Raw genomic sequence first — 15578 nt, 5'->3', positions numbered from 1 at the left:
ACAACTTATTTAATTTATTCGTAATTTTAATAAATGAAGTGGAAAGTATTATTTGTAGGTCTTTTTGTAGCGATGTCTTTTTCTTGCAAGAAAGAAAGTGTGGCAAAAAAAGAAGTTGAAAAAGAAACTGTTGTACAAGAAAATAAAATAACAGTAAAATCTTACAATTATAGTGAGCTAAAACCTTTGTTAGAAAAAAAGGACGATAAAATTTACGTTATTAATTTTTGGGCAACTTGGTGTGGCCCTTGTGTAAAGGAATTGCCATACTTCGAAAAATTGGGTAAGCAATATGCAGGTAAAAATGTAGAGGTTATTTTAGTGAGTTTAGATTTTCCGAAACAAGCAGAAAAAAAACTAATTCCTTTTATTCAAAAGAAAAATTTACAATCAGAAGTAATTTTATTAGACGATGTAAACGAAGATGTTTGGATAAAAGCAATTGACAAAAACTGGTCTGGAGCCATACCAGCCACCTTAATTTATAGTAAAAATAAGAGAATGTTTTACGAACAGTCTTTTAAATACGAAACGTTAGAAAAAGAAGTACAAACCTTTTTAAATCCTTAGAAAAAATGAAATTTACAAAAGCAATAATAGTACTGTATGTATTTGCTTTAACGGCATTTACCATAAAAACTGATAAAAAAGACGGTTATAAAGTAGGAGATAAAATTGAAGATTTTCGATTAAAAAATATCGATAATAAAATGGTTTCTTTGTCAGATTACACGTCTGCAAAAGGTTTTATAATCATTTTTACCTGTAATACTTGTCCGTATTCCGTAGCAAACGAAGATAGAATTATTGCTTTAGACCAAAAATACAAAAAAGCAGGCTTTCCAGTAATTGCGATTAACCCTAATGACCCTACAGCAGTTTCTGGTGATAGTTTCGAAAAAATGAAAGAAAGAGCAACCGAAAAAGGATTTACGTTTCCGTATTTATTTGACGACGGGCAAAAAGTGTATCCAAAATTCGGAGCCACAAAAACTCCGCATGTTTACATTGTGACTAAAAAAGACATGAAAGTACAATACATTGGTGCGATTGATAACAGTTCTAGAAATCCAGATGCAGTTACAGAAAAATATGTAGAAAATGCTGTGGATGCTTTATTAGCTGGAAAAAAAGTAGAAAAAACAGAAACACGTGCTATTGGTTGTTCTATTAAGGTGCAGTAGAAAACTTTTTCAAAATAAAAAAAAATCTCAAGCTAAAACTTGAGATTTTTTTATATAATGACTTTGTATAGAGTTGGTTACGATGTTTAAGCACTAAGTTTAGAAAATAAATTAAGATAGAAAATCCGTGAGGACTTCAGTAAATTGGCAAGAACTAGCAATTAATTATGCATGTTCTCCCACCAGTTATTTTATCATTATTAAATTATATTCGTCAATTTTCTTTTTAAGAGCAGGACAAATAGGTTTGTTCATCTTCCTCTCTTTCACTCCCATTTTATTTAAAATCAATATTTCTGCTAAATCTCCTGCAACATAAGAAGCGTCGCAAACATTAGCCACTCTTGTTTGTTTACCATTAGGATGAACTTGACAAAATGAATGCACTCTTTCGTGAATTAGAGTATTTAAGATTGAATATTTGTCTCTTTTTAATTTCCACTTATTTAATTTAGTCTTTTCAACACATTTAGTTGTTACTGCTGTTGTTGAAGACCAAGGATTGAATTTACGCCATAAAAAAACAGCGTTTTTATCATAACCTCCTTTTGTTTCGTATTTATCTATTAACCAATGTGTATTAGATTGATAATCGTTTAAATCTTCTTTGATAAAGCTTGTTCTTCCTTCGCTCCAATCAATATCATTAGTAACTTCTAATTCTAATAATATTTTTTTAAAGAAAGGATTATTAATCACATCTTCTTGTAAACTAATAGCATTTTTTACAGTTTTATTTTCTATTCCTTTTGTTACTGAACAATTATATAATGTGAGCGAAAGAAGTAATAGTAATATTGCAAAAGTATTTCTCATAATTTATTTTTTGAACTCTACGTTATCTATAAAGTTAATTTCATCTTCATTTGGCAGAAGTAATTTCTCAACAAATTCAGTCTTAACTTCTGAATTGAATATATCCAGACCCTTTATTTCGGAATTTCTTAATGTAAGAAAATCATCAATATCTGCGATGTCTATTTTTGATTTAGCTATGTTTATAGATGGTTGTTTTAAAATATCTGTTTTATTAGGGATAGGAATTCTTTGATAAGAAAGTCCAAATCGCATATCTAGTGAATAGTCTTCGGTGCTTGTGTATAAATTTCCATTGACACTTAACCCATATGCTCCTCCTTTTGCTTTTACTTCAAATTTTTTATATTTCTTCCTAATTATATTTTTTTGAACCATTCCTGTTACCACAAGAAGGTGGCAGATTTCTGGATCATTAATTATATTTTCATTTTGTTGAATCCACATTCTCATACCAGTTAAATAATTAGGATCTTGAATTTTTAAAAGCCCAACAGCTTGGTCATACACAATTACACTAAATAGAGATTCGTTATCTAGTTTTGAGTTTAAAAAGTTTAGAAAACCAACTTCAAGGCTTAATTTTTTATCTACTATAAAAGATTTTGTTTTTAAAGGTTGTCTAATTTTAGAATTTTCGTTTACTGTAACGCCAGGTATTGGAAAAGCAGAAAATTCTGCATATCCATTGTTAACATTATTGTTACATTTACCATCTTTACTCCTTACTTCTATTACTCGACCTAATAAAGAATAAGGGTCTCCAATGAAAGAGTCGTCTTCAATAAAAATTTGATTTCTTTTAATTTGAAGTAATTTATTTGCTTCTTCAATTGCTGGTGGTGTTTCAGTTTTTGCAACTGATTCATTCATTACGTCATTAATATGTTTTGTAGATTTTTGTCCCATAATATTATTTTTTAACCTGAGTTCGATTAAAATTTAGGCATTTTTTTCTAGTAAAAAAGATAGATTTTCAGTAAATTAAAGTATTGAATTTCAATTTATTAATCTAAAAATCTATCTATGATAATCTACTCTAAAATTACTGAAATTTTCTGTCTTGTTGATGAATTTTGTAAAGAATATGACCAAATAGTCAGTAAACACCTTTTAGGCAATCCATCAAAACGTCCCAGTGTTATGTCAAATAGCGAGGTAATTACCATTACCATTTTGTTTCAGCTTAGTGGTTTTAGGACCTTTAAACACTTTTACGTGTATTACTTGCAAAAGCATATGCAAGATGATTTCCCAGCTACAGTTTCATACAATAGATTTACAGAACTCATGCAGCAAAACCTCATGCCAATGACTTTATTTTTAAAGACATGTTGTTTAGGTAATTCTACGGGTATTTCTTTTGTAGATTCTACACCTGTTAGAGTTTGCAGCCCCAAACGAATTAAGAATAATAAAGTATTTAAAGGCATTGCAACCACTGGAAAATCCACTATAGGATGGTTCCATGGCTTTAAATTGCATATCGTTATAAATGATAAAGGTGAAATCCTAAACTTCTGCATAACCCAAGCTAATGTTGATGATAGAACGCCATTAAAAAAGAAGTCTTTTTTAGATAAAATTTATGGTAAGTTATATGCGGACAAAGGTTATGTTGGAAAAGATTTAATGCAGTTACTTTTTGCTGATGGATTGCATTTAATTACTCATATTAAAAACAATATGAAGAATTCTTTAATGACAATGAGTGATAAAATTTTACTGCGTAAACGCTCTGTTATTGAAACCGTAAATGACGAACTCAAAAATATTTGTCAAATTGAACATTCTAGACATAGAAGTTTTACTAATTTCTTGTCAAACATAATCGCAGGTCTTATTGCATATAGCTTTTTACCAAAAAAACCTGCTATAAAATATCAGACTGTAAAGTCTAATCAGTTGACAATTTATTAATCGAACTCAGGTTTTTAGGTTTGGTTAAAGATTAGAATTTATTTTTAGTAATTCAATACCTACTATTAGGTATAATTAATGCCAACTTTATCGTTGATATGAGTTGTTTAAATGACTTATATCAGTAGCTAACTAATGTTTTTTTATTTAGAAACTCAATAGAGAAAAACACCATTACCTTTAAAACAAAAAAATCTCAAGTTTTAACTTGAGATTTTAAATGCTTTTGAGAAGAAAATCAAATTATTTTGCTCCCCATTCTTTTAAAGAATTTTCGTTCATTTTTACATAACTGTCGTTACCCGCTTTTTTAGCCAGTTCTAAAGATTGTTTTGCAGCCGCGATTGCAGTAGCTGTTTTTCCTGCTTTTGCATGTATTAAAGATTGTTGTCTTAACATCCAAAATTTAGGATCGTCTTTAGACATTTCAACGGCTTTGTCTATCCAAGTTACCGCTTTGCTAATGTCTTTATCTTCCGATTTAAAATACACAGCAGCATCGTAATAAGCTCTTGCATTTGGCGAACCTTTCATTACTTCGTCGATAGAAGCCATCACAGCAGCATCTGTAGGAACTTCAATAGGCAAGCCTACATACACATCTTCCCAAAGAATTCCTATCACTCCAGAATTGTTTGTTAAATCGTCTAATGTAATGGTAAAAGTTTCAATTTTCATTGGCATTTTTACAACGTCTGCAGTAATACTTGCTACTACTTTGGCATCATCCCATTCTTTTGGATTTCCCCAGTTGTCTGCATCTTTATACAGCATAATGTCCCAAGTTTTTTGGTTTGGTACCGTGTATAATGCATAAGTTCCTTTTTCTACATTTTTTCCGTTAACAGTAACATTTGTGCTAAAAGTTACTTTTGTGTTTACGTTGGCACCTGTTCTCCACGTTTTTCCATAAGGTACTAAATCTCCAAAAATGGTACGTCCTCTCATGCTTGGTCTAGAATACTCTATAGTAACATCGGTTAAACCTACTTTTTGTTCTAAAGTCGAAAACGGACTTGGGGCTGGAGCCGCAACTTTTGCAGCAGGAGCTTTTTTAACTTCTTCTTTTTTAATCTCCTCTTTTACAGTATTCTCTTTTGTTTCTTTCTTTTGACAATTTGTAAAGAAAACCATTGCGAAAACAGTAAGTGTACTTAAAAATTTAATTGAAATTTTTTTCATGATTCGTTATTTAGTTCGTAATAATATCAAAATTACGATTTCAAAAAACGCTAAATGTTAACAAAATCTTAAATTAAGGAAATGTATCTTTGTATTTCTTAAAATAATTCAAATTGAAAAAAATAAGTATTTTAGGCTGTGGCTGGTTAGGAAAACCCTTAGCAATTTCTTTTTTAGAGGAAGGTTTTGCAGTAAAAGGCTCTACAACTTCTAAAGAAAAAATGGCTACTTTAGCCTCTGTTGGTGTGGAACCCTATTTGGTAAACATTTCTAAATTTAAAGAGGTTAACGCTTTTTTAACTTCAGATATTTTAATTGTAGCCATTACGTCTAAAGATGTGGCTGGTTTTGAAAACTTGGTTTCTCAAATTACAAATTCGCCTATTCAGAAGGTAATTTTTATAAGTTCTACTTCTGTATATCCAAGAATTAATAAAATTATGGCAGAAGAAGATGTTCTTGACGAGAATAATCCATTGGTAAAAATTGAAAATTTATTTAGAAAAAACACCTTTTTTAAAAGCACAATAATTCGTTTTGCAGGTTTGTTTGGTGGAGAAAGACATCCTGGAAATTGGTTTAAAGGTGGGCGAAAAATTCCACAACCCAAAGGTTTTGTAAATATGATTCATAGAGAAGATTGTATAGCAATTATTCACGAAATTATTAACCAGAATTGTTGGAACGAAACTTTTAATGCCTGTGCAACACACCATCCAACAAGAGAAGAATTTTATGTAAATGCTAGAAACAGCAAAGGTTTAGAAGCACCCATTTTTGAGAAAAACGAAAAATACGAATGGAAAATAATTAGTTCAAGTAAGTTAGAGAATGTTTTGGGATATTCTTTTATTTATGATGATTTGCTTTCTATTTAAATTTCAAGGTTTTAAAGTTGTTCTCGATACAATTTTGGCGAAAAGTCAAAATCACTCGAACAGACAGTGTAGTTGGTTTGATTTTGGGCTTCGTGAAATTTTAAGTAATAATTGGTAAGAATTTATAAAATTCGTTTTTTTAATTCTTAGTGAATCTCAGAGCAAAAATTCCGTCAATATCTGTAAAAACCAGTGAAATCCGTCTCTTTTTAATTAAATCTTTGCATAATAACTCTTAAGAATATCGCTTTTTACGCAAATAATTAAAAAGAATTCCGAAACTAAATAGCAAAACCAAAGGCAAAACAACATTTAAAAATTGCCAAAAAGTACGTTCTTTAAAGGCTTTCTGCTTGTCTAGCATACGAATTTTTAACGATTTATTTCTTAGTTGCATCAAACCAACATCGTCTAATAAATAATCGATTGCATTTAATAAAAAATCTTTATTTCCAAATTGTTCGTTGGTCCATTTGTCTCTCGCTAAATCGAAAGGTTTTCCTTTTAAAATTTGATTTTTCCCAACATCACCATCCGCAATAAAAATCATTTTATTGTTTGTAGAATTTTCTTTGTAAAGTGATGTTTCAAAAGGTTTTATTCTGTTTTTATATGCCGAATTAAAATTACCTTCTAATAAAACAGCAAATAACTGGTTGCCATCATTATAATCTGCTTCCAAAACTTCTTCTGCAATAGATTGCAGCTCCACAAAAGTAGGCGTTCCTACTTTTTGGGTTCGTACAGAACTGACTAACAAAGGTGTTTTTTTAATGTTGTTTTTTAATGTATCTATTTGATTTGCAAACTGTAACCTTACAGGAGAAATATTTTTAGTAATTGAATGGTTCGGATTTCCACCAACCAAAGGATGATAATACCAATCTAAATTCTGAAATTGAGTTTGGTTGCCACTTGCGCCAGTTGCCAAAGGAATTTTAGCGGCATATAAATCTTTTATCAAAATAGAATTTATGCGAATTCCGTAAGAGAAAAATAAATCTGTTAAGTTTAAATCTCTAGGATATGCCAACATTTTTGCCCCATTAAACAAACTGTCTTGGTCTGCTTGCACATTGTCTATCATCCAAAGAGTTTTACCACCATTGGCAATAAATTGATCTAAAACAAACTTCTCGTTTTCAGAAAATCGCTGTGTAGGTTTTGCTATAATTGCCAAATCTAAACCTGTTAAATCTTGCAAAGTTTGTTGCGGATTTGTAGCCACAGAATCTAATGTAAATTTTGCCAAACGATATTTTTTAGCGACTTCGCTTAAATAACTATATTGATAAATGTCTTCTAATTCTCCATTTCCAGTAATAATTCCAATTTTTTTCTCTTTATTACGAGTCACAGAATTAATGGCATTCGAAAAACTATACTCTAAATTTTCGATTGCTTTTGCCAATTGTGCTTCTTGTGAAGCCATAATTGCGTTTGGTAACAAAGAAACAGTGGTCGTTTTTTTACGGTAAGAAATTTCTGCCCAAGGAAAAATAATGGCTTCCGAAAGTTTACCATCTTCTTCCACAGTTAATTGACTGGGCATCATTCCTCTTTTAATTAATGCTTCACGTTGTTCATCAGGATTTTCAAAATTGATTTTTATGAATGAGTTTTCAGAAGCCAATTCTTCTAAATATTGACGTGTTTCTACCTGTAATCTCTTAAATTCTGAAGGAAATTCTCCTTCTAAATAGACCGTTATAAATAAATTGCGATTTACATTAGAAAGAATGGATTTTGTAGTTTTAGAAAGTGTGTAACGTTGGTCTGCAGTTAAATCGAAACGCTTATAAAACGACTGATTTGCAATATTTAAAACCACCAAACCAACAATTAAAATTGCGATATGTTTTATGTTTTTATTCATAATCTAATCGTGTTTTAGTGATGAATAAAAAGAAAACAGTTACACTTAAAAAATAAATAATATCTCTTGTGTCAATTACACCACGTGAAATGCTTTTAAAATGTTCGTTAATTCCTAATTTTTTAATGGTTAAAGAATCGTTTTCAAACGAATTAGAAATCGCATCAAAGCCATAAAACAATAAAAAAGTAATTAAAACACCTAAAATAAAAGCCACAATTTGGTTTTTAGAAATTGAGGAGGTAAACAAACCAATGGCTGTATAGGTAGATGCTAAAAAAAACAAGCCAATATAAGAACCTATTGTGCTTCCAAAATCGAGATTTCCAACAGGATTTCCTAGTTGATAAATCGTATAAATGTAGGTTAAAGTAGGTATTAAAGCAATAAGAACTAATAGGAGTGAAGCCCAAAATTTGCCCATTACAATTTGCCAATCAGATAATGGTTTTGTTTTTAAAAGTTCGATGGTTCCATTGTTAAATTCCTCTGCAAAACTTTTCATGGTAATGGCAGGTATTAAAAATAAAAACACCCAAGGAGCTAAATAAAAAAACGGATTTACATCTGCAAAACCAGCGTTTAAAATATTAAAATCGTCTTTAAAAACCCAAAGAAACAAACCATTGATTAGTAAAAAAACACCAATAACCAAATAGGCAATTGGCGAAGCAAAAAACGAGTTGAATTCTTTTTTTAGTATGGCAAACATTTGCTTTAATTTGGAGTTACAGAAAGTATTTTATAGGTATTTCTGTTAAATTTTATGGTATATAAAATGTTATTCGAATACTTTAAACCTTCATTTATAAAAGCCAAAGAAATATTTTTTAACGAATCTTCTTTATAAAACGAATCTTTTAAAATACTGATGGAAATTTCAGCATCAATACCTTCACTTTTTAAAGAATCGATTCTTTTTTCGGCAATTTTAAATTCGTTTAATTTTTCAATTTCTTTAAAAAACTGAATTTTTTCATGATTTTTTACCTTGGTACTTTTGCTTGTACAAGAAGTAAAAATTGAACTAAAAAAAACGAAAATTATAATTTTAAAAAAGCTTAATCTCATAGTTTTCTAACTTCTAACTTCTAACTTCTAACTTCTAACTTCCAACTTCTAACTTCTAACCTCCAATTTACCTATTTACTCCTTGTTTGTTTAACCATCTGTGGTATTTTTCGGCATTTCTATTATGTTGTGCCAAAGATTTTGCAAAAGCATGGTAGCCTAATTTATCTACATTTACACACATGTAAAAGTACTCATGATCTTCTGCATTTAAAACAGCATCAATAGCACTTACATCTGGCATTGAAATTAATGTAGGAGGCAAACCTGTATTTTTATAGGTGTTGTATGGCGAGTTTATTTCTAAATCTACAGTTAACACTCTTTTTACTACATAATCTTGCCCTTTTAACTGTTTAATGGCGTAAATTATTGTAGGATCTGCTTGTAAAGGCCAATTTTTTTCGAGTCTGTTTAAATACAAGCCAGCAACAGTTGGTCTTTCGGAATTTTGTGCGGTTTCTTTTTGAACAATAGAAGCCAATGTAATTACTTGGTCTTTTGTTAAACCTAATTTTTGTGCTTTTTTCAACCGGTTTTCGTTCCAAAATCGCTTGTAAGCAACCCACATTTTTGTTCTGAACTTTTCAGGAGAAACGGTCCAGTAAAATTCGTAAGTATCTGGTATAAATATTTGAAGTACAGATTTTTCCGTTAAATTGTTTTTCGATAAAAATTCTCGATCTCTAAAAGTTTCTAATAAAGCAATTGAATCGGCTTGAATTTGTTCGGCAATTCTTCCAGCGAGTTTTTCTAAGGTATCTTGGTTGTTAAAAGAAATTTTTAGCGGAGTTTGTCTTCCACTTCGTAACATATTTACCAAATCGTTGTTCGACATTCCTTCTTTTACAAGATAGCGTCCGGCTTTTGGTTTTTCGAAGTTTTTTTTCGAAGCTACCCAAAGAAATGTTTCTGGACTTCTCGAAAAATCTTCAAGCTTTTTTTTCACATCTATTAAGCTATCAGAAGAATTTACGAATAGTTCAATATCTTTTGTAATGGCTTTTCCGAAAATTTTTTGATAGTAATTGTAAGCTAAAATTCCACCTAATAAAAGGAAAAAAGCTAAAATGTAAATAATTTTTTTGTTCAATGGTTTTGTTTTTAAAAGATTGCAAAGTTACTCTTTTATCAACTGAAATAAAATTTCGTCTTTATATTTTCCTTCGGATAAAATCCAATCTTTTTTTATACCTACTTTTTTGAAGTGATATTTTTTAAATAAAGAGATGCTTTTGGCATTATCGACTGTAATATTTGCATATAATTGATGCAAGTTTAAGTGTAAAAAAGCATAATTAATTAAGAGAGATAAGGCTTCTGAAGCAAAGCCTTTTTTTTGAAAATCGGGATGAATTAAAATGCCAATTCCTGCTCTTTTATGTTGCGGATTAAAATCGAAAAGATCGATGGTTCCAATTGCTTTTTTGGAAGCATTTTCTTCGATAATTAATCGTAGTTGTTTGGCTTGATAAATATCTAAATGTGCATTTTCTAAATATTGTTTTAATATATATTTAGAAAACGGTGTTTGTGTATGGCTTATTTCCCAAAAAGATTCGTTGTTTTCTATTTGAAATAAAAAGTCTAAATCTTCGGGTTCTAAGGCTCTAAGTTTTATTTTTTTACTTTTTAACAGCATAATTGTATTTTTACTGTGACTATTTTACCACATAGAGACATAGAAAACATAGGTTTTGTATAAGATTAGTTGCGTGGTTTAGGTACTAAATTTAGTAAATAAATCGTAGATAGTAAGTCCGTGAGGACTTTTGTAAAGCAGTCTAGAAGCAAGCAATTAATTTTATACGTGTTGGCAACTGACTTTATTTTGTCCGTTTCATTTTAGGTGGATTTTGTCGAGTATCAAAAACATCCGAAATTTTTATAAATCTGTTTTCTTCGTCAACTGAATATATTACTTTATAGTTTTTGAAAACCAAGTAGCGATATTTAATTTTTCTATCTTTAAGCGATTTTTCTTCTTGACCTATAAAAGAAGCTTTTATCAATTTCTCCAATTCTTTAATTATTCCAATAACAATTTTAGTACCAACTCTTGTATTTACTTCCTTTTCATATATATTCATAAATTTCGTCAAGTTGAGTTTCGGAAAAGCCAGACCAAATGATTTTAAAATTCATTATCCATATTTGGCTAAAAGTTCAGAACTTGTTTTAAATCGATTGTTTTTAAAATCTGATTCCGATTTGTCAATACGTTTATTTAATTCCTCGATGGTCATTGGATTAAAAACCTTTTCGTTGGAAGTGATTTTTTCCTTTTTCAATATTTTTTCCAGCTTAGAAATTGCCTCTTCGCTTTGAAGTTTTAAGAATTCTTTAATAAATTCTATTTTTCGAGCTTCTATATTCATTTCAGTTTTCTTTTTATCAAAGATACTAAATTATCAAATTCAATCAATAAATTTGTTGGTTTAAGGAATTTTTCAGCTTGTGTTGCCAACAACTAATAACAGCGTAAGATAATTCATTTAAATATTGTTTCGTTATTATCTAATTATTTTTCTACACTATAAATAAAATCTATACCTCAATCGTACCTTTAAAAACAAAAGTCGCTGGTCCTTTTAAAAATACGTTTTTATAGCATCCGTTTTCTTCTGTAAAAGAAACTGCTAAATTGCCACCTTCAACAGGCAAAGAAATAGTGTTGCTGTTCGTTTTATTTGTTTTGTGCATGGCAATGGCAACAGCAGTAACGCCAGTTCCACAAGCCAATGTTTCGTTTTCTACCCCTTTTTCGTAAGTTCTTACTCGAAAAGTATTGTTATTTATTTGCTGAACAAAATTTACATTGCTTCCAGGGTTTTCGTACGAATATCTTATTTTTTTTCCATTTTCAAAAACAGGATAATTGTCTAAATTATCGACCAATTCTACATGATGTTGTGTTCCTGTGTAAGCAAAAACAGCATTTTCTTTTATCTGAATATCTTCAACATCAATCATTTGAAGAGAAACAATGTCGTTATTTATTTCTGCATAATGTTCTCCATCAAAGGCAAGAAAAGTGGTTTTGTTTTTAATTAGCTGTAGCTGTTTGGCAAAAGCTACAGCGCATCTACCTCCATTTCCGCAGAAGGTTTCACTTCCATCTGCATTAAAATAAATCATTTTAAAATCGTAATTGGTGTCTTTTTCGATTAGAATAATTCCGTCTGCACCAACCCCAAAATGTCTGTCACAAATTTGTGAAATTTTGTCAGTATTTTGTTTTGGAAAGGTTTTTGTTCTGTTATCTACCATCACAAAATCGTTTCCAGTTCCTTGATATTTAAAAAAAGTTAGTTTCATAAGACAAATATAGGAATTTTCAGTAGGAAAAAGGGCTTGTTAAAAAGTGGTTAAAGTGCGTTAAAAACAAGTTAAACAGATTTTGTTGATTTGTTAAAATTGTATCTTTGAGTAAATAAAAATTTAAAATTATGAAAAAATTTTTTGGTTTTTTAGGAATGGCACTTCTAGGAGGTGCAATTACATTAGGTGGCTACAAAATGTTATTCGACCAAGAGGTTATTGTAAACAGAACAATTTCGCAACCTATACAAACAGTAACAGCAAGTTATAACCCTGCATTAGATAGGGCAAGCACGATTGCAAATTCGATAGATTTTACAACAGCAGCAGAAAATAGCGTTCATGCAGTTGTACATGTTAAAAATACAGCTATTAGAACACAAACCAATCCTTGGGCAGAACTTTTTTATGGAAGTGGAAGTGGTACAAGAAGGTACGAGCAAGTGGGTACTGGAAGTGGAGTAATAATATCTGCAGATGGTTATATTGTTACCAACAATCATGTGATTGATGGTGCAACTGATTTAGAAATTACTTTAAACAACAAAAAAAAATATAAAGCAGAATTAATAGGAACAGATGCAGAGAATGATATTGCATTGTTAAAAATTGATGCAGATATGGATTTGCCATACATTCCTTTCGCAAATTCTGACAATATAAAAATTGGAGAATGGGTTTTAGCTGTGGGAAATCCTTACAATTTAACCTCTACAGTAACTGCAGGAATTGTTTCTGCAAAAGGTAGAGATTTAGAGGGAAATAGAAATATAGAGTCTTTTATTCAAACAGATGCTGCAGTAAATCGAGGAAATAGTGGAGGAGCTTTGGTAAACACACGTGGAGAATTGGTAGGAATAAATACAGCTATTTCTTCTAGAACAGGTTCTTTTATTGGATATTCTTTTGCAGTGCCTTCTAATATTGCTAAAAAAATTATCGACGATATTTTAGAGTATGGTGCTGTACAAGAAGCCATTTTAGGAATTAATATAGATCCAGAAACTTCTGATATCGATGGTGTAAAAATTGCTTCGACTACAGATGGAGGTGGTGCACAAAGTGCGGGTTTAAAATCGGGCGATATTATTACAAAAGTAAACAATGTTAAAATTTCTAAGTTTTCTGAATTAAGAGGACAATTAACGGCTAAAAGACCCGGAGAATCTGTAAATATTACGGTTGATAGAGATGGAGAAATCGTCACAAAAGAAGTGAAATTAAGTAAAAAAGATTCTTTTATATCTAGTGAATTTAAGTTGGTTTTAAAAGATTTATCTAAAGAAGAAAAGAAAAAATACGATATTTCTTATGGAGCAAAAATTATCCAAAATGCAAATAAAAGCTTAGATTATTATGGAGTAAAAGAAGGTTTTATAATTACAAAAATTAATAAAAAACCTGTTAAAAATGCGGCAGATGCTTCAAAAAGATTAGATTTTTCTTCTAGCAAAGGATCTCCAATTATTATCGAAGTGATTAATTTAGAAGGAGAAACAGAGCGTTATGCGTTTAGGTAGAAAAATATAAATGGTATAATTTATAACAAGAGGCTGTCTCGAAAGTATTAAAGTTTGTCATTTTAAGCATTACTAAAATCAAAATATATTTTGATTGAAAGTAGCTAACGAAGTTATCGAAAAATCTAAAATATTGAAATTCAATAAATAAGATTTCTCCATTACAGTCGAAATGACAGTTAAATTTGCTTTTGTGACAGCCTCTTTGTTATGTATTAAGATTCCTTGGAATTTGCTTTAAAATTGCTAGCATCGCTTTTTTTATTGTTTTCATACTACAAAAAAAGTTTATTGAAACCAATTTCAATAAACTTCTAACTTAATCAATAATAGAAAGGGATACAGAGAATTTTACCAACCATTTTTTGACACCAATAAGCCCATGCTCGTGAAAACGGAATGTAACCAGTATATTGTCATTTTGAACGAAACGCAGTGTAGTTGAGAAATCTTATATTTAGCCTAAATTTTTCCATGAGATCGAAATGACAGTTAAATTTACTTTTGTGACAGCCTCTTTGTTATGTATTAAGATTCCATGGAATTTGCTTTAAAATTGCTAGCATCGCTTTTTTTACTGTTTTCATACTACAAAAAAAGTTTATTGAAACCAATTTCAATAAACTTCTAATTTAATCAATAATAGAAAGGGATACAGAGAATTTTACCAACCATTTTTTGACACCAATAAGCCCATGCTCGTGAAAACGGAATGTAACCAGTATATTGTCATTTCGAACGAAACGCAGTGTAGTTGAGAAATCTTATATTTAGCCTAAATTTTTCCATGAGATCGAAATGACAGTTAAATTTGCTTTTGTGACAGCCTCTTTGTTATGTATTAACTGAAAAGAATTCCTTTAAATTCCTTGGAATTTGCTTTAAAATTGCTAGCATCGCTTTTTTTATTGTTTTCATATTACAAAAAAAGTTTATTGAAACCAATTTCAATAAACTTCTAATTTAATCAATAATAGAAAGGGATACAGAGAATTTTACCAACCATTTTTTGACACCAATAAGCCCATGCTCGTGAAAACGGAATGTAACCAGTATATTGTCATTTCGAACGAAACGCAGTGTAGTTGAGAAATCTTATATTTAGCCTAAGATTTTTCCATGAAGTCGAAACGACAGTTGTTTTAAAAAAGAAAAACATAACTATTTGATAAACAGTGTTTTTTTTAATCGAACTTGCCTTTTTAGTAGTAAAAATACCTCACAATCTAATTAAAGAATATGAGGTGTTTTTACTAATTGTAATCAACAATAAAATAAATTACTCTTGTGTTTGTTTAGGAATTGCTATTCCAAGTTTTGTAATCACTAATTTTGTGATATCGAATTGCTCATCAATATAAGCAAACTCATTACCAGAGGTTGTTAAAATTTGGGTGTATCCATTAGCTTTCGCAACTTCTGTAATTGCATCACTTAATTTTTTATAAAGCGGACGCATTAATTCTTCTCTCTTTAATTGCATTAACGCAGTTCCGTTTTTTTGATATTTTTGAATATCTTTATCTAAAGCCATCAATTCTTTTTGAGTCGTTTTCTTTAACAACTCGCCCATTTCTTTTTCTTTTGCTTTATAATCTTCTATTTTTGCTTTATAATCTTGTAGTTTTACGTTAAAAGAAGAATCTAATTTTGCACCATAAGCTTGTGTCATTTCTACCACTGTTTTGGCTTCTGGCATAATATTAATTATATAATCGCTATTAATAGTGCCTACTTTAGTTTGTGCAACTGTAACGATGCTTGAAAAAGCAATTAAAAAAAGTATAATTTTAAATTTCATTATAATGTT

At 30.0% G+C, this 15578-nt stretch carries 17 protein-coding genes; 5 read left to right on the top strand and 12 right to left on the bottom strand.

All coding sequences use genetic code 11. From position 1 onward, the window contains the following. Positions 1 to 33 precede the first annotated feature (33 nt). A complete protein-coding gene (locus JL193_RS02045; RefSeq protein ID WP_207972251.1) occupies positions 34 to 570 on the top strand; it encodes a TlpA disulfide reductase family protein in 537 nt (178 codons plus the stop codon). A gap of 5 nt (positions 571 to 575) precedes the next feature. Then, positions 576 to 1184, top strand: a complete 609-nt coding sequence (locus JL193_RS02040; protein ID WP_207972250.1) for a thioredoxin family protein — start codon at positions 576 to 578, stop codon at positions 1182 to 1184. 186 nt (positions 1185 to 1370) lie between these two features. Here JL193_RS02040 and JL193_RS02035 read toward each other — a convergent pair whose 3' ends face one another. Continuing rightward, positions 1371 to 2000, bottom strand: coding sequence for a hypothetical protein (locus tag JL193_RS02035; RefSeq protein ID WP_207972249.1), 630 nt, complete (start codon positions 1998 to 2000; stop codon positions 1371 to 1373). Between the two features lie 3 nt (positions 2001 to 2003). After that, positions 2004 to 2909 (bottom strand): hypothetical protein, encoded by a 906-nt coding sequence (locus JL193_RS02030; protein WP_207972248.1) that lies wholly within the window; start codon positions 2907 to 2909, stop codon positions 2004 to 2006. A gap of 117 nt (positions 2910 to 3026) precedes the next feature. Between JL193_RS02030 and JL193_RS02025 the strand changes: the two genes are divergently transcribed. Further along, on the top strand, positions 3027 to 3920 hold the full coding sequence (locus JL193_RS02025; RefSeq protein ID WP_207970412.1) for an IS982 family transposase: 894 nt from the start codon (positions 3027 to 3029) through the stop codon (positions 3918 to 3920). Between the two features lie 243 nt (positions 3921 to 4163). Here the strand turns inward: JL193_RS02025 and JL193_RS02020 are convergent, their stop codons facing one another. Next, positions 4164 to 5102, bottom strand: coding sequence for a DUF2911 domain-containing protein (locus JL193_RS02020; protein ID WP_243456808.1), 939 nt, complete (start codon positions 5100 to 5102; stop codon positions 4164 to 4166). Between the two features lie 113 nt (positions 5103 to 5215). Here JL193_RS02020 and JL193_RS02015 point away from each other — a divergent pair, with 113 nt between their 5' ends. Further along, positions 5216 to 5980: an NAD(P)-binding domain-containing protein gene (locus JL193_RS02015; RefSeq protein WP_207972247.1), complete on the top strand. Its 765-nt coding sequence runs from the start codon at positions 5216 to 5218 to the stop codon at positions 5978 to 5980. A 235-nt stretch (positions 5981 to 6215) separates the two neighbouring features. Here the strand turns inward: JL193_RS02015 and gldG are convergent, their stop codons facing one another. The 8 genes from gldG to dapF form a co-directional block, all read right to left on the bottom strand. After that, positions 6216 to 7856: a gliding motility-associated ABC transporter substrate-binding protein GldG gene (gene gldG / locus JL193_RS02010; RefSeq protein WP_207972246.1), complete on the bottom strand. Its 1641-nt coding sequence runs from the start codon at positions 7854 to 7856 to the stop codon at positions 6216 to 6218. Further along, the gene (gene gldF, locus JL193_RS02005) at positions 7849 to 8568 is read right to left on the bottom strand and encodes a gliding motility-associated ABC transporter permease subunit GldF (protein ID WP_207972245.1); all 720 of its coding nucleotides are present in this window, start codon (positions 8566 to 8568) and stop codon (positions 7849 to 7851) included. Before gldF ends, gldG begins: the two co-directional genes overlap by 8 nt. Positions 8569 to 8573: 5 nt before the next feature. After that, the gene (locus tag JL193_RS02000) at positions 8574 to 8927 is read right to left on the bottom strand and encodes a hypothetical protein (protein ID WP_207972244.1); all 354 of its coding nucleotides are present in this window, start codon (positions 8925 to 8927) and stop codon (positions 8574 to 8576) included. 67 nt (positions 8928 to 8994) lie between these two features. After that, on the bottom strand, positions 8995 to 10020 hold the full coding sequence (gene mltG, locus JL193_RS01995) for an endolytic transglycosylase MltG (RefSeq protein ID WP_207972243.1): 1026 nt from the start codon (positions 10018 to 10020) through the stop codon (positions 8995 to 8997). A 27-nt stretch (positions 10021 to 10047) separates the two neighbouring features. Beyond that, positions 10048 to 10569 (bottom strand): GNAT family N-acetyltransferase, encoded by a 522-nt coding sequence (locus tag JL193_RS01990; RefSeq protein ID WP_207972242.1) that lies wholly within the window; start codon positions 10567 to 10569, stop codon positions 10048 to 10050. A gap of 184 nt (positions 10570 to 10753) precedes the next feature. Further along, positions 10754 to 11017, bottom strand: coding sequence for a type II toxin-antitoxin system RelE/ParE family toxin (locus tag JL193_RS01985; RefSeq protein WP_243456807.1), 264 nt, complete (start codon positions 11015 to 11017; stop codon positions 10754 to 10756). A gap of 54 nt (positions 11018 to 11071) precedes the next feature. Continuing rightward, a complete protein-coding gene (locus JL193_RS01980; RefSeq protein WP_207972241.1) occupies positions 11072 to 11305 on the bottom strand; it encodes a hypothetical protein in 234 nt (77 codons plus the stop codon). Positions 11306 to 11474: 169 nt separating this feature from the next. Then, positions 11475 to 12245 (bottom strand): diaminopimelate epimerase, encoded by a 771-nt coding sequence (gene dapF, locus JL193_RS01975; protein WP_207972240.1) that lies wholly within the window; start codon positions 12243 to 12245, stop codon positions 11475 to 11477. Positions 12246 to 12376: 131 nt separating this feature from the next. Here dapF and JL193_RS01970 point away from each other — a divergent pair, with 131 nt between their 5' ends. Further along, entirely contained in the window at positions 12377 to 13768 is a 1392-nt protein-coding gene (locus JL193_RS01970) for a trypsin-like peptidase domain-containing protein (RefSeq protein WP_207972239.1), read from the top strand. Between the two features lie 1279 nt (positions 13769 to 15047). On the opposite strand, the gene JL193_RS01965 is transcribed toward JL193_RS01970, so the two are convergent. Continuing rightward, on the bottom strand, positions 15048 to 15569 hold the full coding sequence (locus JL193_RS01965) for an OmpH/Skp family outer membrane protein (RefSeq protein WP_207972238.1): 522 nt from the start codon (positions 15567 to 15569) through the stop codon (positions 15048 to 15050). Between the last annotated feature and the right edge of the window lie 9 nt (positions 15570 to 15578).

This window comes from Polaribacter batillariae (assembly GCF_017498485.1).
In the GTDB taxonomy this organism is placed as follows: domain Bacteria; phylum Bacteroidota; class Bacteroidia; order Flavobacteriales; family Flavobacteriaceae; genus Polaribacter; species Polaribacter batillariae.
Note: the sequence above shows the minus strand (reverse complement) of the source record. Positions and strands in the feature narration are given on the sequence as shown.

What these genes read in the sequence shown, in the direction of transcription:
- JL193_RS02045 (WP_207972251.1), top strand. Translation starts at nt 34, where the DNA reads ATGAAGTGGAAAGTATTATTTGTAGGTCTTTTTGTAGCGATGTCTTTT.
- JL193_RS02040 (WP_207972250.1), top strand. Translation starts at nt 576, where the DNA reads ATGAAATTTACAAAAGCAATAATAGTACTGTATGTATTTGCTTTAACG.
- JL193_RS02035 (WP_207972249.1), bottom strand. Translation starts at nt 2,000, where the DNA reads ATGAGAAATACTTTTGCAATATTACTATTACTTCTTTCGCTCACATTA.
- JL193_RS02030 (WP_207972248.1), bottom strand. Translation starts at nt 2,909, where the DNA reads ATGGGACAAAAATCTACAAAACATATTAATGACGTAATGAATGAATCA.
- JL193_RS02025 (WP_207970412.1), top strand. Translation starts at nt 3,027, where the DNA reads ATGATAATCTACTCTAAAATTACTGAAATTTTCTGTCTTGTTGATGAA.
- JL193_RS02020 (WP_243456808.1), bottom strand. Translation starts at nt 5,102, where the DNA reads ATGAAAAAAATTTCAATTAAATTTTTAAGTACACTTACTGTTTTCGCA.
- gldG (WP_207972246.1), bottom strand. Translation starts at nt 7,856, where the DNA reads ATGAATAAAAACATAAAACATATCGCAATTTTAATTGTTGGTTTGGTG.
- gldF (WP_207972245.1), bottom strand. Translation starts at nt 8,568, where the DNA reads ATGTTTGCCATACTAAAAAAAGAATTCAACTCGTTTTTTGCTTCGCCA.
- JL193_RS02000 (WP_207972244.1), bottom strand. Translation starts at nt 8,927, where the DNA reads ATGAGATTAAGCTTTTTTAAAATTATAATTTTCGTTTTTTTTAGTTCA.
- JL193_RS01990 (WP_207972242.1), bottom strand. Translation starts at nt 10,569, where the DNA reads ATGCTGTTAAAAAGTAAAAAAATAAAACTTAGAGCCTTAGAACCCGAA.
- JL193_RS01985 (WP_243456807.1), bottom strand. Translation starts at nt 11,017, where the DNA reads ATGAATATATATGAAAAGGAAGTAAATACAAGAGTTGGTACTAAAATT.
- JL193_RS01980 (WP_207972241.1), bottom strand. Translation starts at nt 11,305, where the DNA reads ATGAATATAGAAGCTCGAAAAATAGAATTTATTAAAGAATTCTTAAAA.
- dapF (WP_207972240.1), bottom strand. Translation starts at nt 12,245, where the DNA reads ATGAAACTAACTTTTTTTAAATATCAAGGAACTGGAAACGATTTTGTG.
- JL193_RS01970 (WP_207972239.1), top strand. Translation starts at nt 12,377, where the DNA reads ATGAAAAAATTTTTTGGTTTTTTAGGAATGGCACTTCTAGGAGGTGCA.
- JL193_RS01965 (WP_207972238.1), bottom strand. Translation starts at nt 15,569, where the DNA reads ATGAAATTTAAAATTATACTTTTTTTAATTGCTTTTTCAAGCATCGTT.